Source organism: Chromobacterium sp. Beijing, from assembly GCF_021496765.1.
In the GTDB taxonomy this organism is placed as follows: domain Bacteria; phylum Pseudomonadota; class Gammaproteobacteria; order Burkholderiales; family Chromobacteriaceae; genus Chromobacterium.
Genome location: NZ_CP053750.1, coordinates 2,892,458 through 2,911,742, shown reverse-complemented (window position 1 = coordinate 2,911,742; position 19,285 = coordinate 2,892,458). Strand labels below are relative to the sequence as shown.

Genomic DNA, 19,285 nt, shown 5'->3' with positions numbered 1-19,285 from the left:
CGCAAGCCGGTTTTGCCCTGAACCGCCGCGCGCTCTAAAATGGCGGGATTGTCATTAGAGAATCGCCATGAGCAACAAACGCCTGATCCACGGCTTTCACGCCATCAATGCCCGTCTGTGGCAGAACCCCAAGAGCCTGCTGGAAGTCTGGCTGGCCGGCGGCCGCCACGACGCCCGCGCCAAGGCTGTGCTGGACAAGGCCGCCGAGGAGGGCATCAAGCTGCACATCGTCGACAAGGAACGCCTGGACAGCATGAGCGGCAACGCCCGCCACCAGGGCGTGGCGGCGATGATAGACGCCAGCCGCAACTTCGTGCACCTGGACGACGTGCTGGACAATCTGAGCGAACCTCCCTTGTTGCTGATCCTGGACGGCGTCACCGATCCGCACAATCTGGGCGCCTGCCTGCGGGTGGCGGACGCGATGGGCGCGCACGCGGTGATCGCGCCCAAGGACCGTTCCGCCGGCCTCAACGCCACCGTGTCCAAGGTGGCGTGCGGCGCCGCCGAGGTGATTCCCTATCTCACGGTCACCAATCTGGCGCGCACGCTGCGCGACTTGAAAGACGCCGGGATCTGGATCGCCGGCACCACCATGGAGGCGGATACCGACCTCTACCACTGCGACGCCGCCGGCCCGCTGGCCTGGGTGATGGGCTCGGAAGGCGAGGGCATGCGCCGCTTGACCCGCGAGCACTGCGACGTGCTGGTGTCCATCCCGATGTTCGGCACGGTGGAAAGCCTGAACGTGTCGGTGTCCGCCGGCATGGTGCTGTCGGAAAGCCGCCGCCAGCGCACGCTGGCGCAGGCCAAGGCCGATTGAGCCCTGGCCGCCCGCACCGCCAAGCCCCCGTCCTCGGGGGCTTTTTCTTGGGCGCGGGGTTTGACTGTAATCAGATGCGAGCCTAAAAAAGTAGACAGAATACGGAACCGATCTGGCGCCGCCGCAGTCTTGTTGATACCTTACCTGGGTATCCTATTTGCGAGAGGGGGAGTGCAGTGATGGATAGACGTGGATTCATCGGCGCCGGCGCGGCGTTGGCTCTGGTTCCGTTGTTGCGGCAGGCCTGGGCGGCGCAGCCGCCCGCCGTCGATCACGCGGCGATGGGACATGGCGGCATGGGCGCGGCGGCGGAGACGATGCCGGCCGCGGCCGCTTTGGGCCTGCCGGCGGGCCTGGCTTTGCCGGCCCTGCCGCTGTTGCGCAACCAGAGCGCCTTGCCCGGCGTGTTCAGCGCGGCGCTCAGCGCCGGCGCGCAGGCGCTGCCGCTGTTGCCCGGCAAGCCCGCCACCGTGTTCTGGAGCTATAACGGCCAGGTGCCGGGGCCGACGATAGAAGTGTTCGAAGGCGACGAATTGCGGCTGCATTTCGAAAACCGCCTGTCCCAGCCCACCACCATTCATTGGCACGGCCTGCCGATTCCGGCGGACCAGGACGGCAATCCGCAAGACCCGGTGCCGCCGGGGGGAGCCGCGAATACCGCTTTACTTTGCCGCAGGGCTGCGCCGGCAGTTACTGGTATCACCCGCACCCGCACGGACATACCGCCGAGCAGGTGTATAGGGGACTAGCCGGCGTGTTCGTGGTCAAGAGCCGCAGCGATCCGCTGGCGCATCTGCCGGAGCAAAGACTGGTGTTGTCGGACCTGAAGCTGGACGCCGACGGCAAGATCGCGGCCAATAGCGAAGCCGATCGCATGGACGGCCGCGAAGGCCAGTTCCTGCTGGTCAACGGCGCCTGGCGGCCGCATCTGACGCTGGGCGTCGGCGAGCGCCAGCGCTGGCGGGTCTGGAACGCCAGCAGCGCGCGCGTGCTCAAGCTGGCCCTGCCCGGCCACGAACTGGAACTGGTGGGCAGCGACGGCGGCCTGCTGCAGCGGCCGCGACGCATTGACAGCCTGACGTTGCCGCCCGGCGGCCGCGCCGAGCTGGTGGTGACCGGACGCTTCGCGCCCGGCCACGGCGCCGGCCTGCTGGCCCTGCCGTATCGGCGCGGCAAGATGATGTCGGCCGAGCAGGACGCGAGTCTGACGCTGCTGGAGCTGCGCCGGGGCGCCGTCGCCAAAACCACGGCGCCGCTGCCTGAGCGGCTGCGCGAAATCCAGCCCCTGGGCGCGCCGGCGGTGCGGCGCAGGGTGGTGCTGTCCGAAGACATGGCCAATCCCGCCGCGATGTTCCTGATCAACGGCAAGACCTTCGACATGGAGCGGGCGGACTTCCTGGGCAAGGTGGGGGCGGTGGAGGAGTGGGAGGTCGTGAACGAGGCCGATATGGACCACCCCTTCCACATTCACGGCACCCAGTTCCAGGCGCTGGCGCGCCGCAAGGACGGCGTCTGGCGCGAAGAACCGTTCCTGGCCTGGCGCGACGTGGCCAACGTCTCCGCCGGCGAGACGCTGCGGCTGCGTTTCCGCCAGGACATGCCGGGCCTGCGCATGTTCCATTGCCACATCCTCGAGCACGAAGACGCGGGGATGATGGGCATGCTGCGGGTGGAGGCCTAGGCGGCCGCGCGCAACTGCGTCACAATGGCCGCAGCCCGGCCCGCCGGACGGCGGCCGGGCTCGCTTTGAACCCGCTTGGATTAGGATGGACATGACGCAAGAAAAACCGCAGGACGGCTGTTGCGACGCAGCGGCCCCGCTTTCCGACAAAACCGTGGTGCAGCCGGGCAAGAGCGCGCTGATCAAGCGTTTGGCGCGCATCGAGGGTCAGGTGCGCGGCATCAGCGGCATGGTGGAGGCGGACCGTTATTGCGTGGACATCCTGACCCAGGTGGCCGCGGTCAAGTCGGCGCTGGACGCGGTGTCGATGCAATTGCTGGAAAATCACATGAAAGGCTGCGTGGCGCGCGCGCTGCATCAGGGCGACGCCACCGGCATGGTCACCGAACTGATAGACGTGGTCAAAAAAGTGCGCTGAGCCGCGTCGCCGCAAAGGAATGCACATGAAAACCCCGCTCGCCGTCCTGTTGTCCCTCGCTTCCGCGCTGGCCGCGGCGGGGCCGATTCCGTTCGAGGTCTACATCAAGCTGCACAAGGGCATGTCCGAGGCCGAACTGGTGTCCCAGGCCGGCGCGCCCGATTACAGCAGCAACGGCCCCACGGTCAAAACCAAGGACGCCAACGCGGTGGTGGAAACCAGCACCCGCTCGCTGTCCTGGCTCGCCAACGACGCCGTGCCCTATACCACCACGGTGACGCTGAGCAATGGGGTGGTGGTGGATATCTCCCGCGACAAAAAGCTCTGAGAACCTGTTCAAAGTCTGCTGCGCGTCGTGAAGCGTTGTACGGTGAGTACGAGTTCAGAATGCTCATGTACCCCCCTCGTACATTCCGCTTTTTCGCTCGTTTTCGCCTTGTCTCGCCCTCGCTTGAGAGGCTTTGAACCGCGACTTGGGGCGGATTCCGAATCCCGTCTTCGCCACAGCCTTGCCGCCGTTCCGCGCGGAAGCCCCTGATTTATTTGCCTGCCGCCGGCTTAGCGCGTAGAATGCTGCGGTTTCAACCCCTTGCCTTTTGCAACTGCATGGCAAAAGGCTTCAATAGCCACAAGGAGTTAACATGCGTCATTACGAAATCGTGTTCATCGTCCACCCGGACCAGAGCGAACAGGTTCCGGCCATGATCGAGCGCTACAAGGGCATGGTTCTGGCCGCTGAGGGCAAGATCCACCGTCTGGAAGACTGGGGCCGCCGTCAACTGGCTTACCCAATCCAGAAGCTGCACAAGGCTCACTACGTTCTGATGAACGTAGAGTGCCAGTCCGAGACCCTGGCCGAAATCGAACACGCCTTCAAGTTCAACGACGCTGTTCTGCGTCACCTGACCATCAAGCTGGAGCGCGCGGTTACCGAAGCGTCCCCGATGATGAAGGACGAAAAGGCCAAGAACCTGCTGGACGCCCAGCAGCCGGCAGCCGAGGCTGAAGCTTCCGCCTAATTGGCCGGAGCAAAGTCTTGCAGAACCGTCTGGCGCTGACCGCCACGGTCGACCGAGAGGATGCGCTGAGATACACGCCCGCCGGCTTGCCGGTGTTGGAAATGTGGCTCAAGCATCAGTCCAGACAGACAGCTCACGGTTTTGATCGGGATGTGGCCTGCGAAATACAGGCCGTGCTGATAGGCGAAGACGCCCGGAAGTTTTCCGGGAAACTGGCGGGAAACACGGTGAATCTCACCGGCTTTCTGTCCCAGCGCAGCCTCAGGAATCCGCGGTTAGTGCTCAATATCGAATATGTTGAATTTGTAAAAGGTTAGTCAAAATGGCTCGTCAACTCTTCAAGCGCAAGAAGTTCTGCCGCTTCACGGCAGAAGGCATCAAGGAAATCGACTACAAATCCGTTGATCTCCTGAAAGACTTCATCGCCGAAAACGGCAAAATCATTCCGGCTCGCATCACCGGCACCAAGGCCCGCTACCAGCGTCAGCTGACCACCGCTATCAAGCGTGCTCGCTTCCTGGCCTTCCTGCCGTACACCGACCAGCACTAAGCCGGGAAAAGGAACTTAAAAGATGCAAATCATTCTGCTCGAAAAAGTTGCCAACCTGGGTCAACTGGGTGATGTGGTTAAAGTCAAGGATGGTTACGGTCGTAACTTCCTGATCCCGCAAGGCAAAGCCAAGCGCGCTACCGAAGCCAACCTGAAACAGTTCGAAGCTCGTCGCGCCGAACTGGAAGCCAAGCAAGCCGAGATCCTGGCCGACGCCAAGGTCCGCGCCGAGAAGCTGAACGAAGCCGTTGTCACCATCGCTCAGAAAGCCGGCGTTGACGGCCGTCTGTTCGGTTCCGTGACCAACGCCGACGTGGCTGAAGCCGTGACCGCCTTCGGCGTTGCGGTTAAGCGCACCGAAGTTCGCCTGCCGAACGGCCCGTTCAAGGCCATCGGCGAGTACGACATCGAGATCGCTCTGCATCACGACGTCGTGACCCCGATCAAGATCGTGGTGGTTGCCGAAGCTTAATTCCTGTTTTCAGGAACGCTTTATCAAAAAGCCCGCTCATTCGAGCGGGCTTTTTGTTTGGGCGCGCGCCGGGGCACGGATCAATCGTCCTGGCTCAGCACCAGGCGCGCGCGCAAGCCGGGCGCGTCGGCCTCGGCGATGGACAGCAGGCGGTCGATATTGGGGTGTTTGCCCGGATTGGCGCGCGCGTCCGGCGTGTGTTCGGCGTAAAGCGCCAGTCCCTCGCGCGCGGCCTTGCGGTCGATATGGCCGTGGGTCTTGATCAGGGCGTGGTAGACGCGCACCGAGCCGGCGGTGCCGGGCTGATTGTCCAGCCGGCCGACCGGCTCGCCGCTGGCGTCCAGCAGCACGATGGCGCGAATGTCGTCGACGGCGGGCAGGGTGTTGAGGATGTCCTTGAAAGCGCTTGCTTGCATGATGTGTTTCCTATTGTCGTTATCGTGGCGGGCCGCCGGGGCGGCCCGTTGAGGGGGCGTTGCGCATGGGCCGCGGCGTCGGGCCGGGCCGGATGCAAGACCGTTCCAGTGTGGCCGGGTATTAGGCGGCGGGCCGGCTGAGAAAGTTCAGCCGGCTGTCGCGCATTGCACATTTTTGGTGCGGCCGCTCTGGCATCTTGCCTTGATTTGGTGCAATGTATGCCGACAGCTCTTCATTACACCATGCTTTGGATGATTTTGTGTTGCGGATTTGTTAATGAATCAAAGGCTTGGCCTGTGATTGTTAACTTGGCACGGCAATTGCTAACTATAAAGCGATCTGGTGACGTCAGGGCATGGCCCGGCGTCTCGCGCCAGTCTCCAAAGGGGATAAGAGAGCGGCAAAGCCGCCTTGGATCGGGGTCGATCGGCGAAGCCGGCGACCCCGTTTCATTTTCAGCGCATCAGGGCTGCTCGCCCACCAGATAGCGCTGGCTCATCCGCTTGAAGTGCTCGCTGCCGGCCTGGCGCAAGCATTCGAACAGCACCATCTCCTTGCTGACGATGACGGCCCCGGCATCGCGCATCCTTTGCAAGCCCAGTTCAATGTCGGATGCCTTGCGGCTGGACACCGCGTCCGCCACCACGAAGACCCGCTTATCCAGCTCCAGCAGTTCCAGCACGGTTTGCAGCACGCAAACATGCGCTTCCATGCCGCAGACGATGACTTGCGGCCGGGCCAGCACGGCGTCCGGCAGACAGTGGGCGGCGACGCAGGAAAAATGGGTCTTCTCGACCACCTTGGGTTCCGGCGTCTGGGCGAGCAGCTCGGGCAGGGTGTGGCCCAGGCCGCGCGGATATTGCTCCGAAAACACCACCGGCAGGCCGTGGTCGCCGGCCATGCTGATCAGCCAGCGGCAGCGCGCCGCCATGCCGGCCGCGTCGACGACCGCCGGCGCGAGTTTTTCCTGGACGTCCACCACCAGCAGGCTGGCCAACTCCTTGTGCATCAGCATAATGCGCTCCTTGGGGCGTGTGAGGGGTTTGTCGCAGCATTCAGGATACCTGTTTTGACGCGGGCTTGCGCCGCGCCGAAATCCTTTTGTCATTTTCGCTTGCCGGCTTCATCCCGTTCCGTTGATGATGACTCAAAGGCCGAATCGCAATAATCGACAGGAGGTGAATCGTGGATGGACTGCATATCCGCAAGGTGGAGCCGGAAGACGCGCCCGTCTTGGCGGCGATGATGGTGTTGGAGGAGGTGGTGGCCAATACTTTGCAACTGCCCTACCAATCGGTTGAGGACTGGCGGCGGAAGCTGGCGCACACGCCGCCGCATGTGCATTCCCTGGTGGCCTGCAACGCCGAAGGGCGGGTGATAGGCAATGCCGGCCTGATAGGCGACGAGCGTCCGCGCATCCGGCACGCGGCCAGCCTGTTCATCGTCGTGCATCCGGATTGGCACGGCCACGGCGTGGGCTCCGCCTTGTTGCGGGCGCTGCTGGAGCTGGCCGACAACTGGTTGGGATTGTTGCGAGTGGAGCTGGCGGTGGTGCACGACAACGAGCCGGCGATCGCCCTGTATCGCAAATTCGGTTTCGAACTGGAAGGGAGGCGGCGGATGGAGCAACTGCGCGCCGGCCGTTATGAAGACACCTTGATCATGGCGCGTTTGCGCCGGCCGGAATGACGAAGCGCCCGCGTGGGCGGGCGCTGGCGTGGCTGCGCGCTTATTTGCCTGCGGCGTCCTGTGCTTGCGGCGCCGGCTGCTGCGTTTGCAGCTGAGCGTCCATGCGCGCGCGCATTTCCCACATATTGGACAATCCTTCGCCGGCCATCGCGGCGCCGGACAGCAGGATCAGGGACAGGGTGGTCAGTACGGTTTTCTTCAGCATGATGTTTCCTTTCATGGCAAATCGACCGGTCGACCGGCTCGGCGCAGGGCGTCGACGGAGGTCGGCTGCGGGCCTGGCGAAGCCTGTCGCTGTTTGGGCGGCCTGCATCGCCATTGAATTCTAGTGAAGGCAGGGACTTTGTCCGGCCATGGCGGTGATCAATTTGCAAACGAGTGTGAATCGCGTTTCGCGGGGCCTGGCCTCCCGCCGCGGAGCGCGGGCGGGAGGGGGCGGTTCGCCATCTTAGCTGGCGGATTGGCTGGTCTGAGCGCCGGCTGCCGCGCTTGGCTGCGCGGCGGTTTGCTTGGCGGCGATCTGGGCCTCCATGCGCTCGCGCATTTCACGGGCGTTGCTGGCGCCTTCGCCGCCGGCCATGGCGGCGCCGGACAGAATGATCAGGGACAGCGCGGTGAGTACGGTCTTTTTCATGATGGTTTCCTTTCATTGCGATCTGGCCGGGCCGGACTTGCTGCGCCCGGCGGCAGGGCTTGAGTCGACATTCTATGGCGGGCTTTGCCGCAGTGCGGTAAACGATTGTGAGCGTGTGCTAATGAGTTTTGACGGCGTTTACAAAGCCGGATTACCGGCCGGCCTGGCTGGTTTGAGGCGCTGTCGGCGCTTGCTTGGCGGCGATCTGGGCGTTCATGCGTTCGCGCATTTCACGGGCGTTGCCGGCGCCTTCACCGCCGGCCGTGGCGGCGCCGGACAGAACGATCAGGGACAGGGCTGCGATAAGGCTGTGTTTCAACATGGTGAATTCCTTGTAAAGTGTGGGATGGGCGCTTATTTGGCTTGCGGAGCCTGGGCCGAGGTTTGGGCCTGCTTGGCGTCGATCTGGGCTTGCATGCGTTCGCGCATTTCACGAGCGTTGCCGGCGCCCTCGCCGCCGGCGGCGGCTGCGCCGGACAGAACGATCAGAGACAGGGCAGCGATAAGAGTTTGCTTCAACATGGTCAAAATCCTTGTGTGATTGAGTGGCTTGGCGGCGGCGAGGATGTTCAAAATGCTAGAATCTATCCGGCGCTCCGCTAAGAAGCCGCTTAGCCTGCTCTGGCGGGCTGTGCGACTTAGTGACTGAATATTAAGGATGTTTTTTCGCCGCAGATAGCGGAATGATTTGCACTGAACCATCAGTAAATTTGAATATGAAACTATCTCTCGACGCTTTGCTGGTGCTGGACGCCATCGATAATCACGGCAGCTTCGCCGCCGCCGCGGACGCACTGTTCCGGGTGCCGTCCGCGGTCACCTATACCGTGCAGAAACTGGAGCAGAGTCTGGGCGTGCAGATCTACGACCGCAGCGGCCACCGCGCCCGGCTGACGCCGGCCGGCGAGCGCCTGCTCAAGGACGGCCGGCATCTGCTGGACGCGGCGCGTCAGCTGGAGCTGCGCGTCAGCAAGCAGGCTCAGGGCTGGGAACACCAGTTGCGCATCGTGATCGGAGACCTGGTGGATTTCGCCCAGGTGATTCCCTTGATCGCGGAATTCGATCAACTGGCCTCGGCCACGCGGCTGATTTTCCGCAGCGAGATTTTCGGTGGCACCTGGGACGCGCTGTACGACGACCGCGCCGATCTGGTGATAGGCGCGCCCAATATGCCGCCGCCCGGGGATTATTTCACTCGCACCATAGGCAGTTACGATTTCGTCTTGGTGGTGGCCGCCGGCCATCCGCTGGCGGCGGAGGATAAGCCGCTGCCGCCGCATGTGTTGCGCCAGCACCGCGCGGTGGCGATAGGCGACACCTCGCGGCGCTTGCAGCCGCGCACCGGCGGTTTGCTGGACGGCCAGGACGTGCTGACCGTGCACAGCAGCCGCGCCAAGCTGGACGTGATCCTGGCCGGCCTGGGCAGCGGTTATCTGCCGCGCTCCATGGTGGGGCCTTATCTGGCCAGCGGGGACTTGGTGGCCAAGGAGGTGGCCGAAGACAGCCCGGACCACCAGATGTGTTTCGCCTGGAAGCAGGCGCAGCCGGGCAAGGCTTTGCAGTGGTTCATTCAGCGGCTGGAGCAGGCGGTGGAGGCGGGCGAGCTGCGGCCGTGAAAAAGCCGGTGTCCGCGAGGAGGCCGGCCGGATAGGCTCAATTGCGTGGGGGTGCTTAGAGCGTGTTTACGATCCCGCGAGCTAAGGCGAGACAAGGCGAAAACGGCTGAGAAAGCGGAATGTACACGTGGTATATGAGCATTTCGAAGGCGTACTCGCCGTGCCACGTCTCACGACGCGCAGCAGATCGTAAACAGCTTCTTACACGTCCTGGCCTTCGACGATGCCGTCATGGCTGGCGGCGCGCTTGGGCAGCAAGAGGTTCAGCACGATGGCCAGCAGCGAGCACAGGCCGACGCCGGCCAGCTCGAAATCCCCCAGCTTCAGACTGAGGCCGCCGATGCCGGAGGTCAGCACCACCGAGATGATCACCAGATTGCGCGGTTCCATCAGGTCCACCTTGGCCTCGATCAGGGTCTTCAGGCCGATGGAAGCGATGGTGCCGAACAAGAGCACCATGATGCCGCCCATCACCGGCAGCGGGATGGACTGCAGCAGCGCGTTGAACTTGCCGAAGAAGGCCATGGCGATGGCGAACAGCGCGGCCCAGGTCATGGTGACCGGGTTGAAGTTGCGGGTGATCATCACCGCGCCGGTGACTTCGGCGTAGGTGGTGACCGGCGGGCCGCCGATCAGGCCGGCCACGCAGACGCCCAGGCCGTCGCCGGACAGGGTGCGGTGCAGACCGGGCGACTTGGTGTAGTCCTTGCCGGTGACGCCGCCTATCGCCATCACGCCGCCGATGTGCTCGATGGCCGGCGCAATCGCCACCGGCAGCATGAACAGCGCGGCGGCCCAATTGACTTCCGGGCTGTGGAAGGCAGGCATCGCGAACCACGGCGCGGCGGCCAGCTTGGCGAAGTCCACCACGCCGAGCAGGGCGGCGGCGATGTAGCCGACGATGACGCCGGCCAGAATGGGCACCAGCTTGAACAGGCCGCGCGCGTAGATGGACACGATGACGGTGGTGGCCAGCGAGATCGCCGCCAGCAGCATGGACACCGCGTAAGGCGTCACCTGCTTGCCGCCGGCGACGCCCATCGCCATGCCGGAGGCCGCGGAGGCCACCGACAGGCCGATGATCATGATCACCGGGCCGATCACCACCGGGGGCAGCAGCCGGTTGACGAAGGCCATGCCGCGCCAGTGGACCACGGCGGAAAACAGGAAGTACATGAAGCCGGCGCAGAATAGACCGAACTGCGTCGCACCCTGGCCCCAGGTGTGCATGGAATAAATGATGGGGCCGATGAAGGCGAAGGAGGAGCCGAGGAAGATCGGCACCTGGCGCCCGGTGTACAGCTGGAACAGCAGGGTGCCGACGCCGGCGCCCAGCAGCGCCATCGCCGGATTGAGGCCGGTCAGCAGCGGCACCAGCACCAGCGCGCCGAAGGCGACGAACAGGATCTGGGCGCCGGACACGGCCAGCTTGAGTTGTTGGAACATGGTTTTAACCTTTTGGCTCGTCTTGGTCTGAATGGGGGCGGGGGCCTGGTCCAGCCGCTTGCCCAAAATGCGCGACTGCGGTTCCAGGCCGCGACGCAGGTAGAAATTCAGCGCGGCCTGGTTGAAGTCCTTCACCTCCAGGCGGATCTCGTCGGCCGAATGCCGCCGCGCCCAGTCTTCGGCCGCCGCCAGCAGCGCGCTGCCTTGGCCTTGCCCGCGCTCAGCCGCCGTCACCACCAGGGTGGTGACGCGGCAGATGCGGCGCGGCCGCAGGAAGGGCAGGGTGAGTTCCAGCAGGGACAGGGCGATGAAAGCGCTGACCTCTCCGCCGGATTCCGCCAGCAGCAGCGCGCCGCCGGGCGCGTCCAGCAGGCCGGCCCAGAACGCGCGGTCGCGGTCGGCGGCGCCGTTGGCGGCGAAGATGTGCGGCAGCGCGCGATGGTGCTGCAGGTTGATCTCGTCGGCCAGGCGGCAGATCGCCGCGAGGTCGCTTGCGGCAGCGGGACGTATTTTCATGCTTGGGGCCGGGCTGGGCGCGCAAAAAAGCGCCGCTTCCGGAGTGGGAGCAGCGGCGCTGGACGGGCTCATGATCAGGCTTGCTTGGTGCCGAAGATCTTGTCGCCGGCGTCGCCCAGGCCGGGGATGATGTAGCCGTGCTCGTTCAGGTGGCTGTCGAGCGAGGCGGCGTAGATCTGCACGTCCGGGTGGGCGTCGTTGACGATCTTCACGCCTTCGGGCGCGGCCACCATCACCACGGCCTTGATCTGTCTGCAGCCGTTGCGCTTGAGCAGGTCTATGGTGGCGATCAGGGAGCCGCCGGTGGCCAGCATCGGGTCGATGATGATGGCGATGCGCTCGTCCAGGTTGCCGACGAACTTCTCGAAATAGGACACCGGTTCCAGCGTTTCTTCGTTGCGGGCCAGGCCGACCACGCTGATCTTGGCCGAGGGCACCAGGTCCAGCACGCCGTCCAGCATGCCGATGCCGGCGCGCAGGATGGGCACCACGGTGACCTTCTTGCCCTTGATCTGCTGGACGTCGATCTTGCCGCACCAGCCGTCTATGGTGACGCTTTCCAGTTCGAAGTCGCGGGTGGCTTCATAGGCGAGCAGGCGCGCCAGCTCTTGGGTCAGCTGACGGAATTTCATGGTGCTGGTGTCGGCTTCGCGCAGCAGGCCGAGCTTGTGTTGCACCAGCGGATGCTGGACGACGGTGATGTTCATGAGACGTTCCCATACCTTGGCAAAGAGCTGCTTTCGGCGCGGGCGCGCCAAAAGCAGCTCTTGGTATTAATTATGAAGCCGGCAGCCTTCGATGATCCCGGGCTGCCGGTGCGGGGTATTTGGTATGGGGCGGTATTTTACCCCTTTTCCCATTCCGAAATCCACTGCAAGAATTCGGCGGCGGCTCGCGGCGGGCTGCAGATATAGCCTTGCACCGCGTCGCAGCCCAGCTCGGCCAGCGTGGCCAAGTCGGCGCTGTCCTCCACGCCTATGGCCACCGTGGTGAGGCCGGAGGCCTTGGCCAGGCCGATGTCTTCGCGCAGGATGGCTTGCAGATGCTGATTGGAGCTGACGCCCTGCACGAAGGCGCGGTCCACTTTCAGCAGGCTGAAATGGCTGATCAACAGCTTGTCGGTCAGGGTGACGCCGATGCCGAACTCGTCTATGCCGATGCCGAAGCCGGCGGCGCGCAACTGGGATAGCTGCGCGTCGGCCTTCTGCCAGTGCTGGCGCAGCGTGGATTCTGAGAATTCCAGCGTCAGCTTGGCCGGCTCCAGGCCCAGGATGCGCACTTTCTGCAGCAATTGCTCGCACAGGCTTTCATCGTCCAGCGACATCGAGGTCAGGTTGATGGTGACCGGAATGTCGTGGCCGCGCTCCTGCCAGTCGCTGCAGGCGTACAGCGATTTTTCCAGGATCAGTTCGGTGAGTTCGCGAATCATGCCGCGCTCTTCCATCGCCGGCACGAAGCTGACCGGGGACAGCACGCCAAGCGCCGGGTGCTGCCAACGCGCCAGCGCCTCGGCGGCGATCACCTTGCGGCTGGAGATTTCGACTATCGGCTGAAACCAGGGAATGAGCTGATCGTTGACCAAGGCGCGCCAGATCTCTTCGATGGGCATGGCGCTGGCGGGGCTGAGGGCGGCTTTGGTTTCCTGATGTGTCGGCATGGGGCGATTTGGGTCGGGCAAGCGGATGTCACCCTGATTGTATGACATGGCGGGTGTTTTCGAAACGCTAAATTCCGCTTCAAAAACAAAGGTCCCGGCCATGGCCGGGACCTGGGAGAGGCGCTTACAGGTCTTTCAGCAGCTCTTGCAATTCACCGTTTTGGAACATTTCATACATGATGTCGGAGCCGCCGACGAACTCGCCTTTGACGTAGAGCTGCGGAATGGTCGGCCAGTTGGAGAAGTCCTTGATGCCCTGGCGGATGTCGGCGTCTTGCAGCACGTCCACGGTCGCGAACTGTTCAAGGCCACAGGCCTTGAGGATTTGCACCGCGCGGGAGGAGAAGCCGCATTGCGGGAATTGGGCCGAGCCCTTCATGAACAGCACTACCGGGTTGTCGGTCACGGTTTGCTGGATGGTTTGTTGCGCGCTCATTCAGTGGTCCTTGCTTGGATCGTCAATGTGGCTGCGGGGCCGCCTGCGGCGAAATACCCGAGCGTTTCAATGGGTTATTTTACTTTTCGGCCGCCCGCGGGTCAATTTGCTTCGCAGCGGGCGCCGCCTGCGCGGCGTGCCATTGCCGCAGGAAGATGTGCACCTGGCCGTCGTAGAGCGCGCGGCGGGTAATCAGCCGCGACACATTGGACGCCAGCAGCGCGGTGGCCATCAAGGGGATGATCATCGCCGAGGAGTCGGTCATCTCCATCACGATGATGAAGCCGGTCATCGGCGCGCGGGTCATGCCGGCGAAGAAGCCCACCATGCCCAAGAGCACGATCAGGGTCTGCGGCAGAAAGGGCAGCAGATTGGCCATGTTCAGGCCGAAGCCGGCGCCCACCGCCAGCGACGGCGCGAACATGCCGCCGGGCACCGCGCTGATGAAGCTGATGAACATGCTGAGCAGTTTGAGCAGGCCGTAGCCCTGCATGCCGGCGCCGCTGCCCTCGATGATTTCGCGGGCGCGGAAATAGCCGGTGCCGAAGGTGACGCCGTCGCTGGCGATGCCGATCACCGCCAGCGCCAGGCCGCAGCCGGCGGCGAACAGCACCGGTTTTTGCAGCCGCCACCCGTGCAGCGGGCCGGGCAGGCGCTGGGTCAGCGCCAGCATGATGCGGCAGCAGACGCCGCCGAGCAGGCCGCCGATGATGCCGCAGACCGGGATGGCCAGCCAGGACTGCTCCAGTTCCATATTCACCGACACCATGCCGAAATAGCTGTAATTGCCGAGGATGGCGGTGGCGGTCAGGCCGGAGACGATCACGGACAGCAGGATGGTGGAGCTGGCGCGCAAATCGAAGGTGCGGCCCATTTCCTCGATGGCGAACACGATGCCGGCCAGCGGCGCGTTGAAGGCGGCGGCCACGCCGGCGGCGCCGCCGGCCAGGATGAAGCTGCGCGCCGCGCCCTCGTGGCGCAGCGCCGCGTGGCGGTTCAGCGAGTATTTGATCGCCGCGCCCACCTGCACGATGGGGCCTTCATAGCCGAAGGTGGCGCCGGAGCTGATGCCGATCAGGGTCAGCAGCATTTTGCCGATGGCGGCGCGTATGGTCAGGATGCGCTCGCGCAGCGCCTGCATGCCGCCTTCCAGCGCGGCGATGGACTGCGGGATGCCGCCGCCGGCGGAGCCGGGAAAGTAATGTCGCATCAGCCAGATGGCCAGGGCGAGGCCGGCCGGAGTGATCAGCAGGCTCCAGTACGGCGAGTTGTCGTAGATGCGGGTGAAGATGGCGTGCGACAGATGGCTGCCGTTGGCGAAGACGCTGGCCATCAGGCCAATCAGAATGGCGGCGGTCCAGATCGGGATGTGGCGGCGCCACAGGACTGCGGACAAGTAGAGGTAACGCAGGCGGCGCTGGACGCGGCTGCGGACTTGTCTGGCAGTGGGGGTGTCTGGCATGGAGCCGGCCTTTGCGAATGAATATGTGAGATTTTTCTAATATTCAATGGTAAGGCGTATTGCCCGGAATGACAAACCCCGGCCGCATCAAGGGCCGGGGTTTGAGCATGCTCAGGCGTTTTTTTCCAGCACCGCGGCGAAGAAGCCGTCGGTATTGTGCAACTGCGGTTTCAGTTCCAGATAATCGCCCATTTGCAGCGAGATCTTCTGCTCCGCCAGCACCTCGTCCATTTTCACCAGCTTGAACTCGGGGTGATCGGCCAGGAAGGCGGCGACGATGTCCTGATTCTCCTGCGGCAACAGGCTGCAGGTGGCGTAGACCAGGCGGCCGCCGGCGCGCACCAGGCGGGCGGCGGAGGCCAGGATGGACGCCTGCTTGGCGTTCAGCTCGGCCACGCTGTCCGGGCTCTGGCGGAATTTCAGGTCCGGATTGCGGCGCAGCGTGCCCAGGCCGGAGCAGGGCGCGTCCACCAGCACGCGGTCGGCCTTGCCGGCCAGGCGCTTGACCTTGGTGTCGTTCTCCGAGGCCAGCAGCTGCGGGTGGACGTTGGACAGGCCGGAACGCGCCTGGCGCGGTTTCAGCTTGGCCAAGCGCTTTTCCGAAACGTCGAAGGCGTACAAGCGGCCGCTGGAAGCCATCTGCGCGCCCAGCAGCAAAGTCTTGCCGCCGGCGCCGGCGCAGAAGTCGACGACCATTTCACCGCGGCGCGCGCCGGTGATCAGGCCCAGCAGCTGGCTGCCTTCGTCCTGCACTTCGAACACGCCGGCCTTGAACAGCTCGTGCTTGGCCAGCGAGGGCTTGGTTTTGAGACGGATGCCCAGCGGAGAGTAGGGCGTGGCTTCGCACTCGAGGCCGTCGGCCTGCAGCCGGCCCAGCAATTCGTCGCGCTTCATCTTCATGGTGTTGACGCGCAGATCCAGCGGTGCGCCTTCGGCCAGGCCCTTGCCCAGCGCGATCACCTGTTCCGGCGTCTGTTCGCCCAGGCGCTCGATCACCCATTGCGGCAGTTCGGCGTCCACTTCCAGGCTGGCCGGCAGCGCCTTGCCCTTGATCTGGCCCAGCCATTCCTTTTCGCCGGCGCTGGCGGCGTCGCCCAGCTCCTTGACGTTGAGTCTGTGGATTTTCAGCAGGGCCACCAGGGCCAGCCGGCGCGGGGTGGCCTTGTCCGGCGCGATCAGCGCGCGCAGCTGCAAGAGGCGGCGCAGCGCGCCGAAGGCGGTTTCGGCGATGATGTGGCGGTCGTTGGCGCCCAGTTTGCTGTGTTCGCGGAAATAGGCCGACAGCACCGCGTCGGCCGGGCGGTCGAAGCGGATCATCTGGCCGATGACGGTTTCGATATGTTTCAGTTGATGGTGATTAATAGTCATTCTTGTGTTTTCTCGTGGGTTGCGGCGGCAGCTTCCATTGCGGCGCGCCGTTCACGTCGATGCGGACGGCTCTGAGGTCGATCCGCTTATCCTTGTCGATGCGCTTGATGCGCACCGGCAGATTGGAGAATTCCGGCGCCAGCCAGAATTCATTAATGTCGCCGTCGCCCTGGGCGCGGAACACGATGACCCGGATCTTGCCCGCGCCGGTGTCGTAAACGGCTTCGCCGCTGGGGCGCATCGGGTACTCGTACACTTTTTTGCCGGTGGTGATCTGGATCGCTTCCGGTCCCAGTTCGCCGCCTTTCAGCCCCAGTTGGAAAGCCAGGCTGAATACGTCCTGCGCGCCGGGCTTCAGGTCCAGCAGTTTGTCGCCCTGGTCGCCGTAGCGCAGCTGACCCGCATTGTAGTCGAAATGCGCGGACTCTTTGGCTTGCTCGCCGCGCCAGGCTTGTAGGCTGTCCGGCCGCAACCCGTTTTTTAGCTGGAAGCCGCCCTCGGAAAGATAGCGCAGCTTCGGGCCGATAAAGGGATTGGCGCTGATGTCCAGGCGGTAGCCGCCGTTGCCGCGGCTCCATTCCAGCGTGCCGGTGCCGGCCATGACCGAACCCCAGAACACTTGGTAGCCCAGTGTGGCCTGGCGCGGAAAGCCGCGCAGCGCGCCCTTGGGGTGAATGTAGCCGTCATCGGCGGCGGTTTCGGCCGCCGGCGCGCTGGCCTCGTCCTTGTCGTTCGCCGCTATATTGTCCGCGACCGGCGCCGACGAAGCGAGCTTTTCCTCCACACTGGGCATGGAGGCGTCGGGCTTGGCCTCCGCCAGCGGCGCGCTGCCGGCGTTCTTGTTTGGCCGCGCCTGGGCGGCCATCGGCTCCGACGCCGCCCGCGGCGCCGAGGCTTCCGCCTTTTTGGCGGCGGGCTTGGGTTTGGCCGGCGCCGGCTTGGACGCGGCCGGCCGCAATTGGGCGACCGCGCCTTGCGGCGCCGGCTTGGCCGCCGGCTCGTCGGCGTCCAGCGCCTGCATCTTGACGCTGATGCTGCGCAAGTCCTGATCCGGGGGCAGTTCCAAAGCCGCTTCCGGCAGCAGGCCGGAGCCCAGCACGCCCAGATGCAGGGCGAGCGACAGGGCCAGGGCCAGCAGGATCAGGCGACGGCTTTTCATGGGTTCAGGGCGCGGGCGCCATCAGGCTGCCGGCAAGCGCGGCGCGGCTGGCGATCTTGCCGGCGACGATGTTCAGCTCGCCGGCGACGAAGCGGCGCACTGCGGCCGGGTAGAGCCGGTGTTCCAGTTGCAGCACGCGTTCGGCCAGCGTGTCGGCGCTGTCGCCGTCCAGCACTTCCACCACGCCCTGGGCGACGATGGGGCCGTGGTCCAGCTCTGCGGTGACGAAGTGCACGGTGCAGCCGGCCACCTTGCAGCCCATTTCCAGCGCGCGCTGGTGGGTGTTGAGGCCGGTGAAGGCCGGCAGCAGCGAGGGGTGCACGTTCAGCATGCGGCCTTCGTAGCGGCGGGTGAAGCCGGCGCTGAGAATGCGCATGAAGCCGGCCAACACCACCAGGTCCGGCTGGTGGCCGTCTATCAGCTGCGCCAGCGCGGCGTCGAAGTCTTCGCGGCTGGCGAAGGCTTTATGGTCCAGCGCCGCGGTGGCGATGCCGCGCTCGGCCGCCCAGGCGAGGCCGGCGGCGTCGGGTCGGTTGGAGATCACCGCGGCGATGCGCGCGCCGGCGATCTTGGCGTCGACGATGGCCTGCATATTGGAGCCGCGGCCTGAAATCAGGATGACGATATTCTTCATGATGGAATCGACGGAGACTTTGCCAGATAGTGTTCCCAGTCGGCGGCATCGGTGATGCAGCGCAACTCTTGTTCGTGCCAGCCGCCGCCCAGGTCCAGGCAGCGATCGAGGTCGGCCAGGATGGCGGCCTCGCGATAAATGACAAACGCCGCCAGCAGGGCCAGCGGCGCCAGTAGCATCCAACGCAGCGCTTTAGGCGATCTGAGTTTGATGTTCGTCTCCATTGCGGGCGCGCACCGCGCCGATCCGGTACGCGGTCTCGCCTTCGGCCTGCAGCAGGGCGACGGCCTGTTCCGCCTGTTCCGCCGCCACGATCACCACCATGCCGATGCCGCAGTTGAAGGTCCGGTACATTTCCTGGCTATCGACCTTGCCTTCCTGTTGCAGCCACTGGAACAGCTTGGGCTGCGGCCAGGCCGCGGCGTCGATCTGGGCGACGACATGTTCCGGCAGCACGCGCGGCGTGTTCTCGGTGATGCCGCCGCCGGTGATGTGGGCCATGCCTTTGACCGGCAGCGCCTGCATCAGCTTGAGCAGAGGCTTCACATAGATGCGGGTGGGGGCGATGATGGCGTCGCGCAGGCTGCGGCCGTCCTCGAACGGCGCGTCCAGGTCCGGCTGGGCGCGGTCGATGATCTTGCGCACCAGCGAGTAGCCGTTGGAGTGCACGCCGTTGGATTTCAGGCCCAGCACCACGTCGCCCGGGGCGATGTCGCGGCCGCTGATCACGGCGCTCTTCTCCACCACGCCGACGGCGAAGCCCGCCAGATCGTATTCGCCTGTCGGGTACATGCCGGGCATTTCCGCGGTCTCGCCGCCGATCAGCGCGCAGCCGGCCTGTTCGCAACCGGCGGCGATGCCCTTGATCACGTCGGTGGCTTGGGGCACGTCCAGTTTGCCGCAGGCGAAATAGTCGAGGAAGAACAGCGGTTCCGCTCCTTGCACCAGGATGTCGTTGACGCTCATTGCCACCAGGTCGATGCCCACGGTATCGTGACGATTCCAGTCGAAGGCCAGTTTCAGCTTGGTGCCGACGCCGTCGGTGCCGGAAACCAGCACCGGTTCCTTGTATTTCTTGGAAATCTCCACCAGTGCGCCGAAACCGCCGATGCCGCCGATCACCTCCGGGCGCATGGTGCGCTTGGCATAAGGCTTGATGTTCTCGACCAGCGCGTCGCCGGCATCAATGTCGACGCCGGCATCACGGTAACTGAGGGAAGTGGTGTTCAAGGTAAACTCGCTTTCTGCAAATCTTGAAGTATTTTTACATCAAGCTTTCGCCGACGCG

The 19,285-nt window shown here is 64.5% G+C and carries 27 protein-coding genes and 1 pseudogene; 11 read left to right on the top strand and 17 right to left on the bottom strand.

Annotated elements, in window-relative coordinates:
• Positions 1 to 67 precede the first annotated feature (67 nt).
• From rlmB to rplI, 9 genes are all read left to right on the top strand, one after another.
• Positions 68 to 823 carry a 23S rRNA (guanosine(2251)-2'-O)-methyltransferase RlmB gene (rlmB, locus tag HQN78_RS13560; protein ID WP_107798213.1) on the top strand — a complete coding sequence of 252 codons (756 nt, stop codon included), beginning with the start codon at positions 68 to 70 and terminating at the stop codon, positions 821 to 823.
• Between the two features lie 179 nt (positions 824 to 1,002).
• The gene (locus HQN78_RS13555) at positions 1,003 to 1,572 is read left to right on the top strand and encodes a multicopper oxidase domain-containing protein (protein ID WP_235084300.1); all 570 of its coding nucleotides are present in this window, start codon (positions 1,003 to 1,005) and stop codon (positions 1,570 to 1,572) included.
• Positions 1,491 to 2,504 (top strand): multicopper oxidase family protein, encoded by a 1,014-nt coding sequence (locus HQN78_RS13550; RefSeq protein ID WP_370646542.1) that lies wholly within the window; start codon positions 1,491 to 1,493, stop codon positions 2,502 to 2,504. The genes HQN78_RS13555 and HQN78_RS13550 overlap by 82 nt, the downstream gene beginning before the upstream one ends.
• 91 nt (positions 2,505 to 2,595) lie before the next feature.
• The gene (locus tag HQN78_RS13545) at positions 2,596 to 2,922 is read left to right on the top strand and encodes a metal-sensitive transcriptional regulator (protein WP_043632821.1); all 327 of its coding nucleotides are present in this window, start codon (positions 2,596 to 2,598) and stop codon (positions 2,920 to 2,922) included.
• 25 nt (positions 2,923 to 2,947) lie between these two features.
• Positions 2,948 to 3,250, top strand: coding sequence for a hypothetical protein (locus tag HQN78_RS13540; RefSeq protein WP_048415984.1), 303 nt, complete (start codon positions 2,948 to 2,950; stop codon positions 3,248 to 3,250).
• Positions 3,251 to 3,563: 313 nt separating this feature from the next.
• Positions 3,564 to 3,941: a 30S ribosomal protein S6 gene (gene rpsF / locus HQN78_RS13535; protein WP_048410930.1), complete on the top strand. Its 378-nt coding sequence runs from the start codon at positions 3,564 to 3,566 to the stop codon at positions 3,939 to 3,941.
• A gap of 17 nt (positions 3,942 to 3,958) precedes the next feature.
• The gene (priB, locus tag HQN78_RS13530; RefSeq protein WP_048415985.1) at positions 3,959 to 4,258 is read left to right on the top strand and encodes a primosomal replication protein N; all 300 of its coding nucleotides are present in this window, start codon (positions 3,959 to 3,961) and stop codon (positions 4,256 to 4,258) included.
• Positions 4,259 to 4,263: 5 nt separating this feature from the next.
• Positions 4,264 to 4,491, top strand: a complete 228-nt coding sequence (rpsR, locus tag HQN78_RS13525; RefSeq protein ID WP_011137185.1) for a 30S ribosomal protein S18 — start codon at positions 4,264 to 4,266, stop codon at positions 4,489 to 4,491.
• A 22-nt stretch (positions 4,492 to 4,513) separates the two neighbouring features.
• Entirely contained in the window at positions 4,514 to 4,963 is a 450-nt protein-coding gene (rplI, locus tag HQN78_RS13520; protein WP_048410928.1) for a 50S ribosomal protein L9, read from the top strand.
• Positions 4,964 to 5,043: 80 nt separating this feature from the next.
• Here the strand turns inward: rplI and HQN78_RS13515 are convergent, their stop codons facing one another.
• Positions 5,044 to 5,379, bottom strand: coding sequence for a DUF2322 family protein (locus HQN78_RS13515; protein WP_227107032.1), 336 nt, complete (start codon positions 5,377 to 5,379; stop codon positions 5,044 to 5,046).
• 464 nt (positions 5,380 to 5,843) lie between these two features.
• Complete coding sequence (locus HQN78_RS13510) at positions 5,844 to 6,395, bottom strand: hydrolase (RefSeq protein ID WP_235084284.1); 552 nt, start codon at positions 6,393 to 6,395, stop codon at positions 5,844 to 5,846.
• A gap of 170 nt (positions 6,396 to 6,565) precedes the next feature.
• On the opposite strand from HQN78_RS13510, the gene HQN78_RS13505 reads away from it, so the two are divergent.
• Entirely contained in the window at positions 6,566 to 7,069 is a 504-nt protein-coding gene (locus HQN78_RS13505; protein ID WP_235084282.1) for a GNAT family N-acetyltransferase, read from the top strand.
• A 40-nt stretch (positions 7,070 to 7,109) separates the two neighbouring features.
• Here HQN78_RS13505 and HQN78_RS13500 read toward each other — a convergent pair whose 3' ends face one another.
• The 4 genes from HQN78_RS13500 to HQN78_RS13485 all read right to left on the bottom strand — a co-directional run bounded on the left by HQN78_RS13500 (position 7,110) and on the right by HQN78_RS13485 (position 8,225).
• Positions 7,110 to 7,274: a hypothetical protein gene (locus tag HQN78_RS13500; RefSeq protein WP_227107035.1), complete on the bottom strand. Its 165-nt coding sequence runs from the start codon at positions 7,272 to 7,274 to the stop codon at positions 7,110 to 7,112.
• Between the two features lie 243 nt (positions 7,275 to 7,517).
• Positions 7,518 to 7,703 carry a hypothetical protein gene (locus HQN78_RS13495; protein WP_227107036.1) on the bottom strand — a complete coding sequence of 62 codons (186 nt, stop codon included), beginning with the start codon at positions 7,701 to 7,703 and terminating at the stop codon, positions 7,518 to 7,520.
• Positions 7,704 to 7,854: 151 nt separating this feature from the next.
• Entirely contained in the window at positions 7,855 to 8,025 is a 171-nt protein-coding gene (locus HQN78_RS13490) for a hypothetical protein (protein ID WP_199225798.1), read from the bottom strand.
• Positions 8,026 to 8,057: 32 nt separating this feature from the next.
• Positions 8,058 to 8,225 (bottom strand): hypothetical protein, encoded by a 168-nt coding sequence (locus HQN78_RS13485; protein ID WP_235084280.1) that lies wholly within the window; start codon positions 8,223 to 8,225, stop codon positions 8,058 to 8,060.
• Between the two features lie 194 nt (positions 8,226 to 8,419).
• Between HQN78_RS13485 and HQN78_RS13480 the strand changes: the two genes are divergently transcribed.
• On the top strand, positions 8,420 to 9,319 hold the full coding sequence (locus HQN78_RS13480) for a LysR family transcriptional regulator (protein ID WP_227107041.1): 900 nt from the start codon (positions 8,420 to 8,422) through the stop codon (positions 9,317 to 9,319).
• Between the two features lie 201 nt (positions 9,320 to 9,520).
• Here HQN78_RS13480 and HQN78_RS13475 read toward each other — a convergent pair whose 3' ends face one another.
• The 11 genes and pseudogenes from HQN78_RS13475 to purM all read right to left on the bottom strand — a co-directional run bounded on the left by HQN78_RS13475 (position 9,521) and on the right by purM (position 19,227).
• The gene (locus HQN78_RS13475) at positions 9,521 to 10,765 is read right to left on the bottom strand and encodes a uracil-xanthine permease family protein (protein WP_235089806.1); all 1,245 of its coding nucleotides are present in this window, start codon (positions 10,763 to 10,765) and stop codon (positions 9,521 to 9,523) included.
• Between the two features lie 99 nt (positions 10,766 to 10,864).
• Positions 10,865 to 11,281 (bottom strand): annotated as a pseudogene (locus HQN78_RS13470) (N-acetyltransferase family protein); the annotation flags it as partial.
• A gap of 74 nt (positions 11,282 to 11,355) precedes the next feature.
• Positions 11,356 to 11,988, bottom strand: a complete 633-nt coding sequence (gene upp, locus HQN78_RS13465; protein WP_235084279.1) for a uracil phosphoribosyltransferase — start codon at positions 11,986 to 11,988, stop codon at positions 11,356 to 11,358.
• 137 nt (positions 11,989 to 12,125) lie between these two features.
• Positions 12,126 to 12,938, bottom strand: coding sequence for an EAL domain-containing protein (locus HQN78_RS13460; RefSeq protein ID WP_107798221.1), 813 nt, complete (start codon positions 12,936 to 12,938; stop codon positions 12,126 to 12,128).
• A 124-nt stretch (positions 12,939 to 13,062) separates the two neighbouring features.
• Complete coding sequence (grxD, locus tag HQN78_RS13455) at positions 13,063 to 13,374, bottom strand: Grx4 family monothiol glutaredoxin (RefSeq protein ID WP_107798222.1); 312 nt, start codon at positions 13,372 to 13,374, stop codon at positions 13,063 to 13,065.
• Positions 13,375 to 13,453: 79 nt separating this feature from the next.
• The gene (locus tag HQN78_RS13450; protein WP_107798223.1) at positions 13,454 to 14,836 is read right to left on the bottom strand and encodes a chloride channel protein; all 1,383 of its coding nucleotides are present in this window, start codon (positions 14,834 to 14,836) and stop codon (positions 13,454 to 13,456) included.
• A gap of 111 nt (positions 14,837 to 14,947) precedes the next feature.
• Positions 14,948 to 16,198: an RsmB/NOP family class I SAM-dependent RNA methyltransferase gene (locus tag HQN78_RS13445; protein ID WP_370646610.1), complete on the bottom strand. Its 1,251-nt coding sequence runs from the start codon at positions 16,196 to 16,198 to the stop codon at positions 14,948 to 14,950.
• A complete protein-coding gene (locus HQN78_RS13440) occupies positions 16,194 to 17,363 on the bottom strand; it encodes a DUF3108 domain-containing protein (RefSeq protein ID WP_235084277.1) in 1,170 nt (389 codons plus the stop codon). The genes HQN78_RS13445 and HQN78_RS13440 overlap by 5 nt, the downstream gene beginning before the upstream one ends.
• A 4-nt stretch (positions 17,364 to 17,367) precedes the next feature.
• Entirely contained in the window at positions 17,368 to 17,997 is a 630-nt protein-coding gene (gene purN, locus HQN78_RS13435) for a phosphoribosylglycinamide formyltransferase (protein ID WP_235084276.1), read from the bottom strand.
• Entirely contained in the window at positions 17,994 to 18,221 is a 228-nt protein-coding gene (locus HQN78_RS13430; RefSeq protein WP_146176566.1) for a hypothetical protein, read from the bottom strand. Before HQN78_RS13430 ends, purN begins: the two co-directional genes overlap by 4 nt.
• Entirely contained in the window at positions 18,190 to 19,227 is a 1,038-nt protein-coding gene (gene purM / locus HQN78_RS13425; RefSeq protein WP_107798228.1) for a phosphoribosylformylglycinamidine cyclo-ligase, read from the bottom strand. Before purM ends, HQN78_RS13430 begins: the two co-directional genes overlap by 32 nt.
• Positions 19,228 to 19,285: the final 58 nt, after the last annotated feature.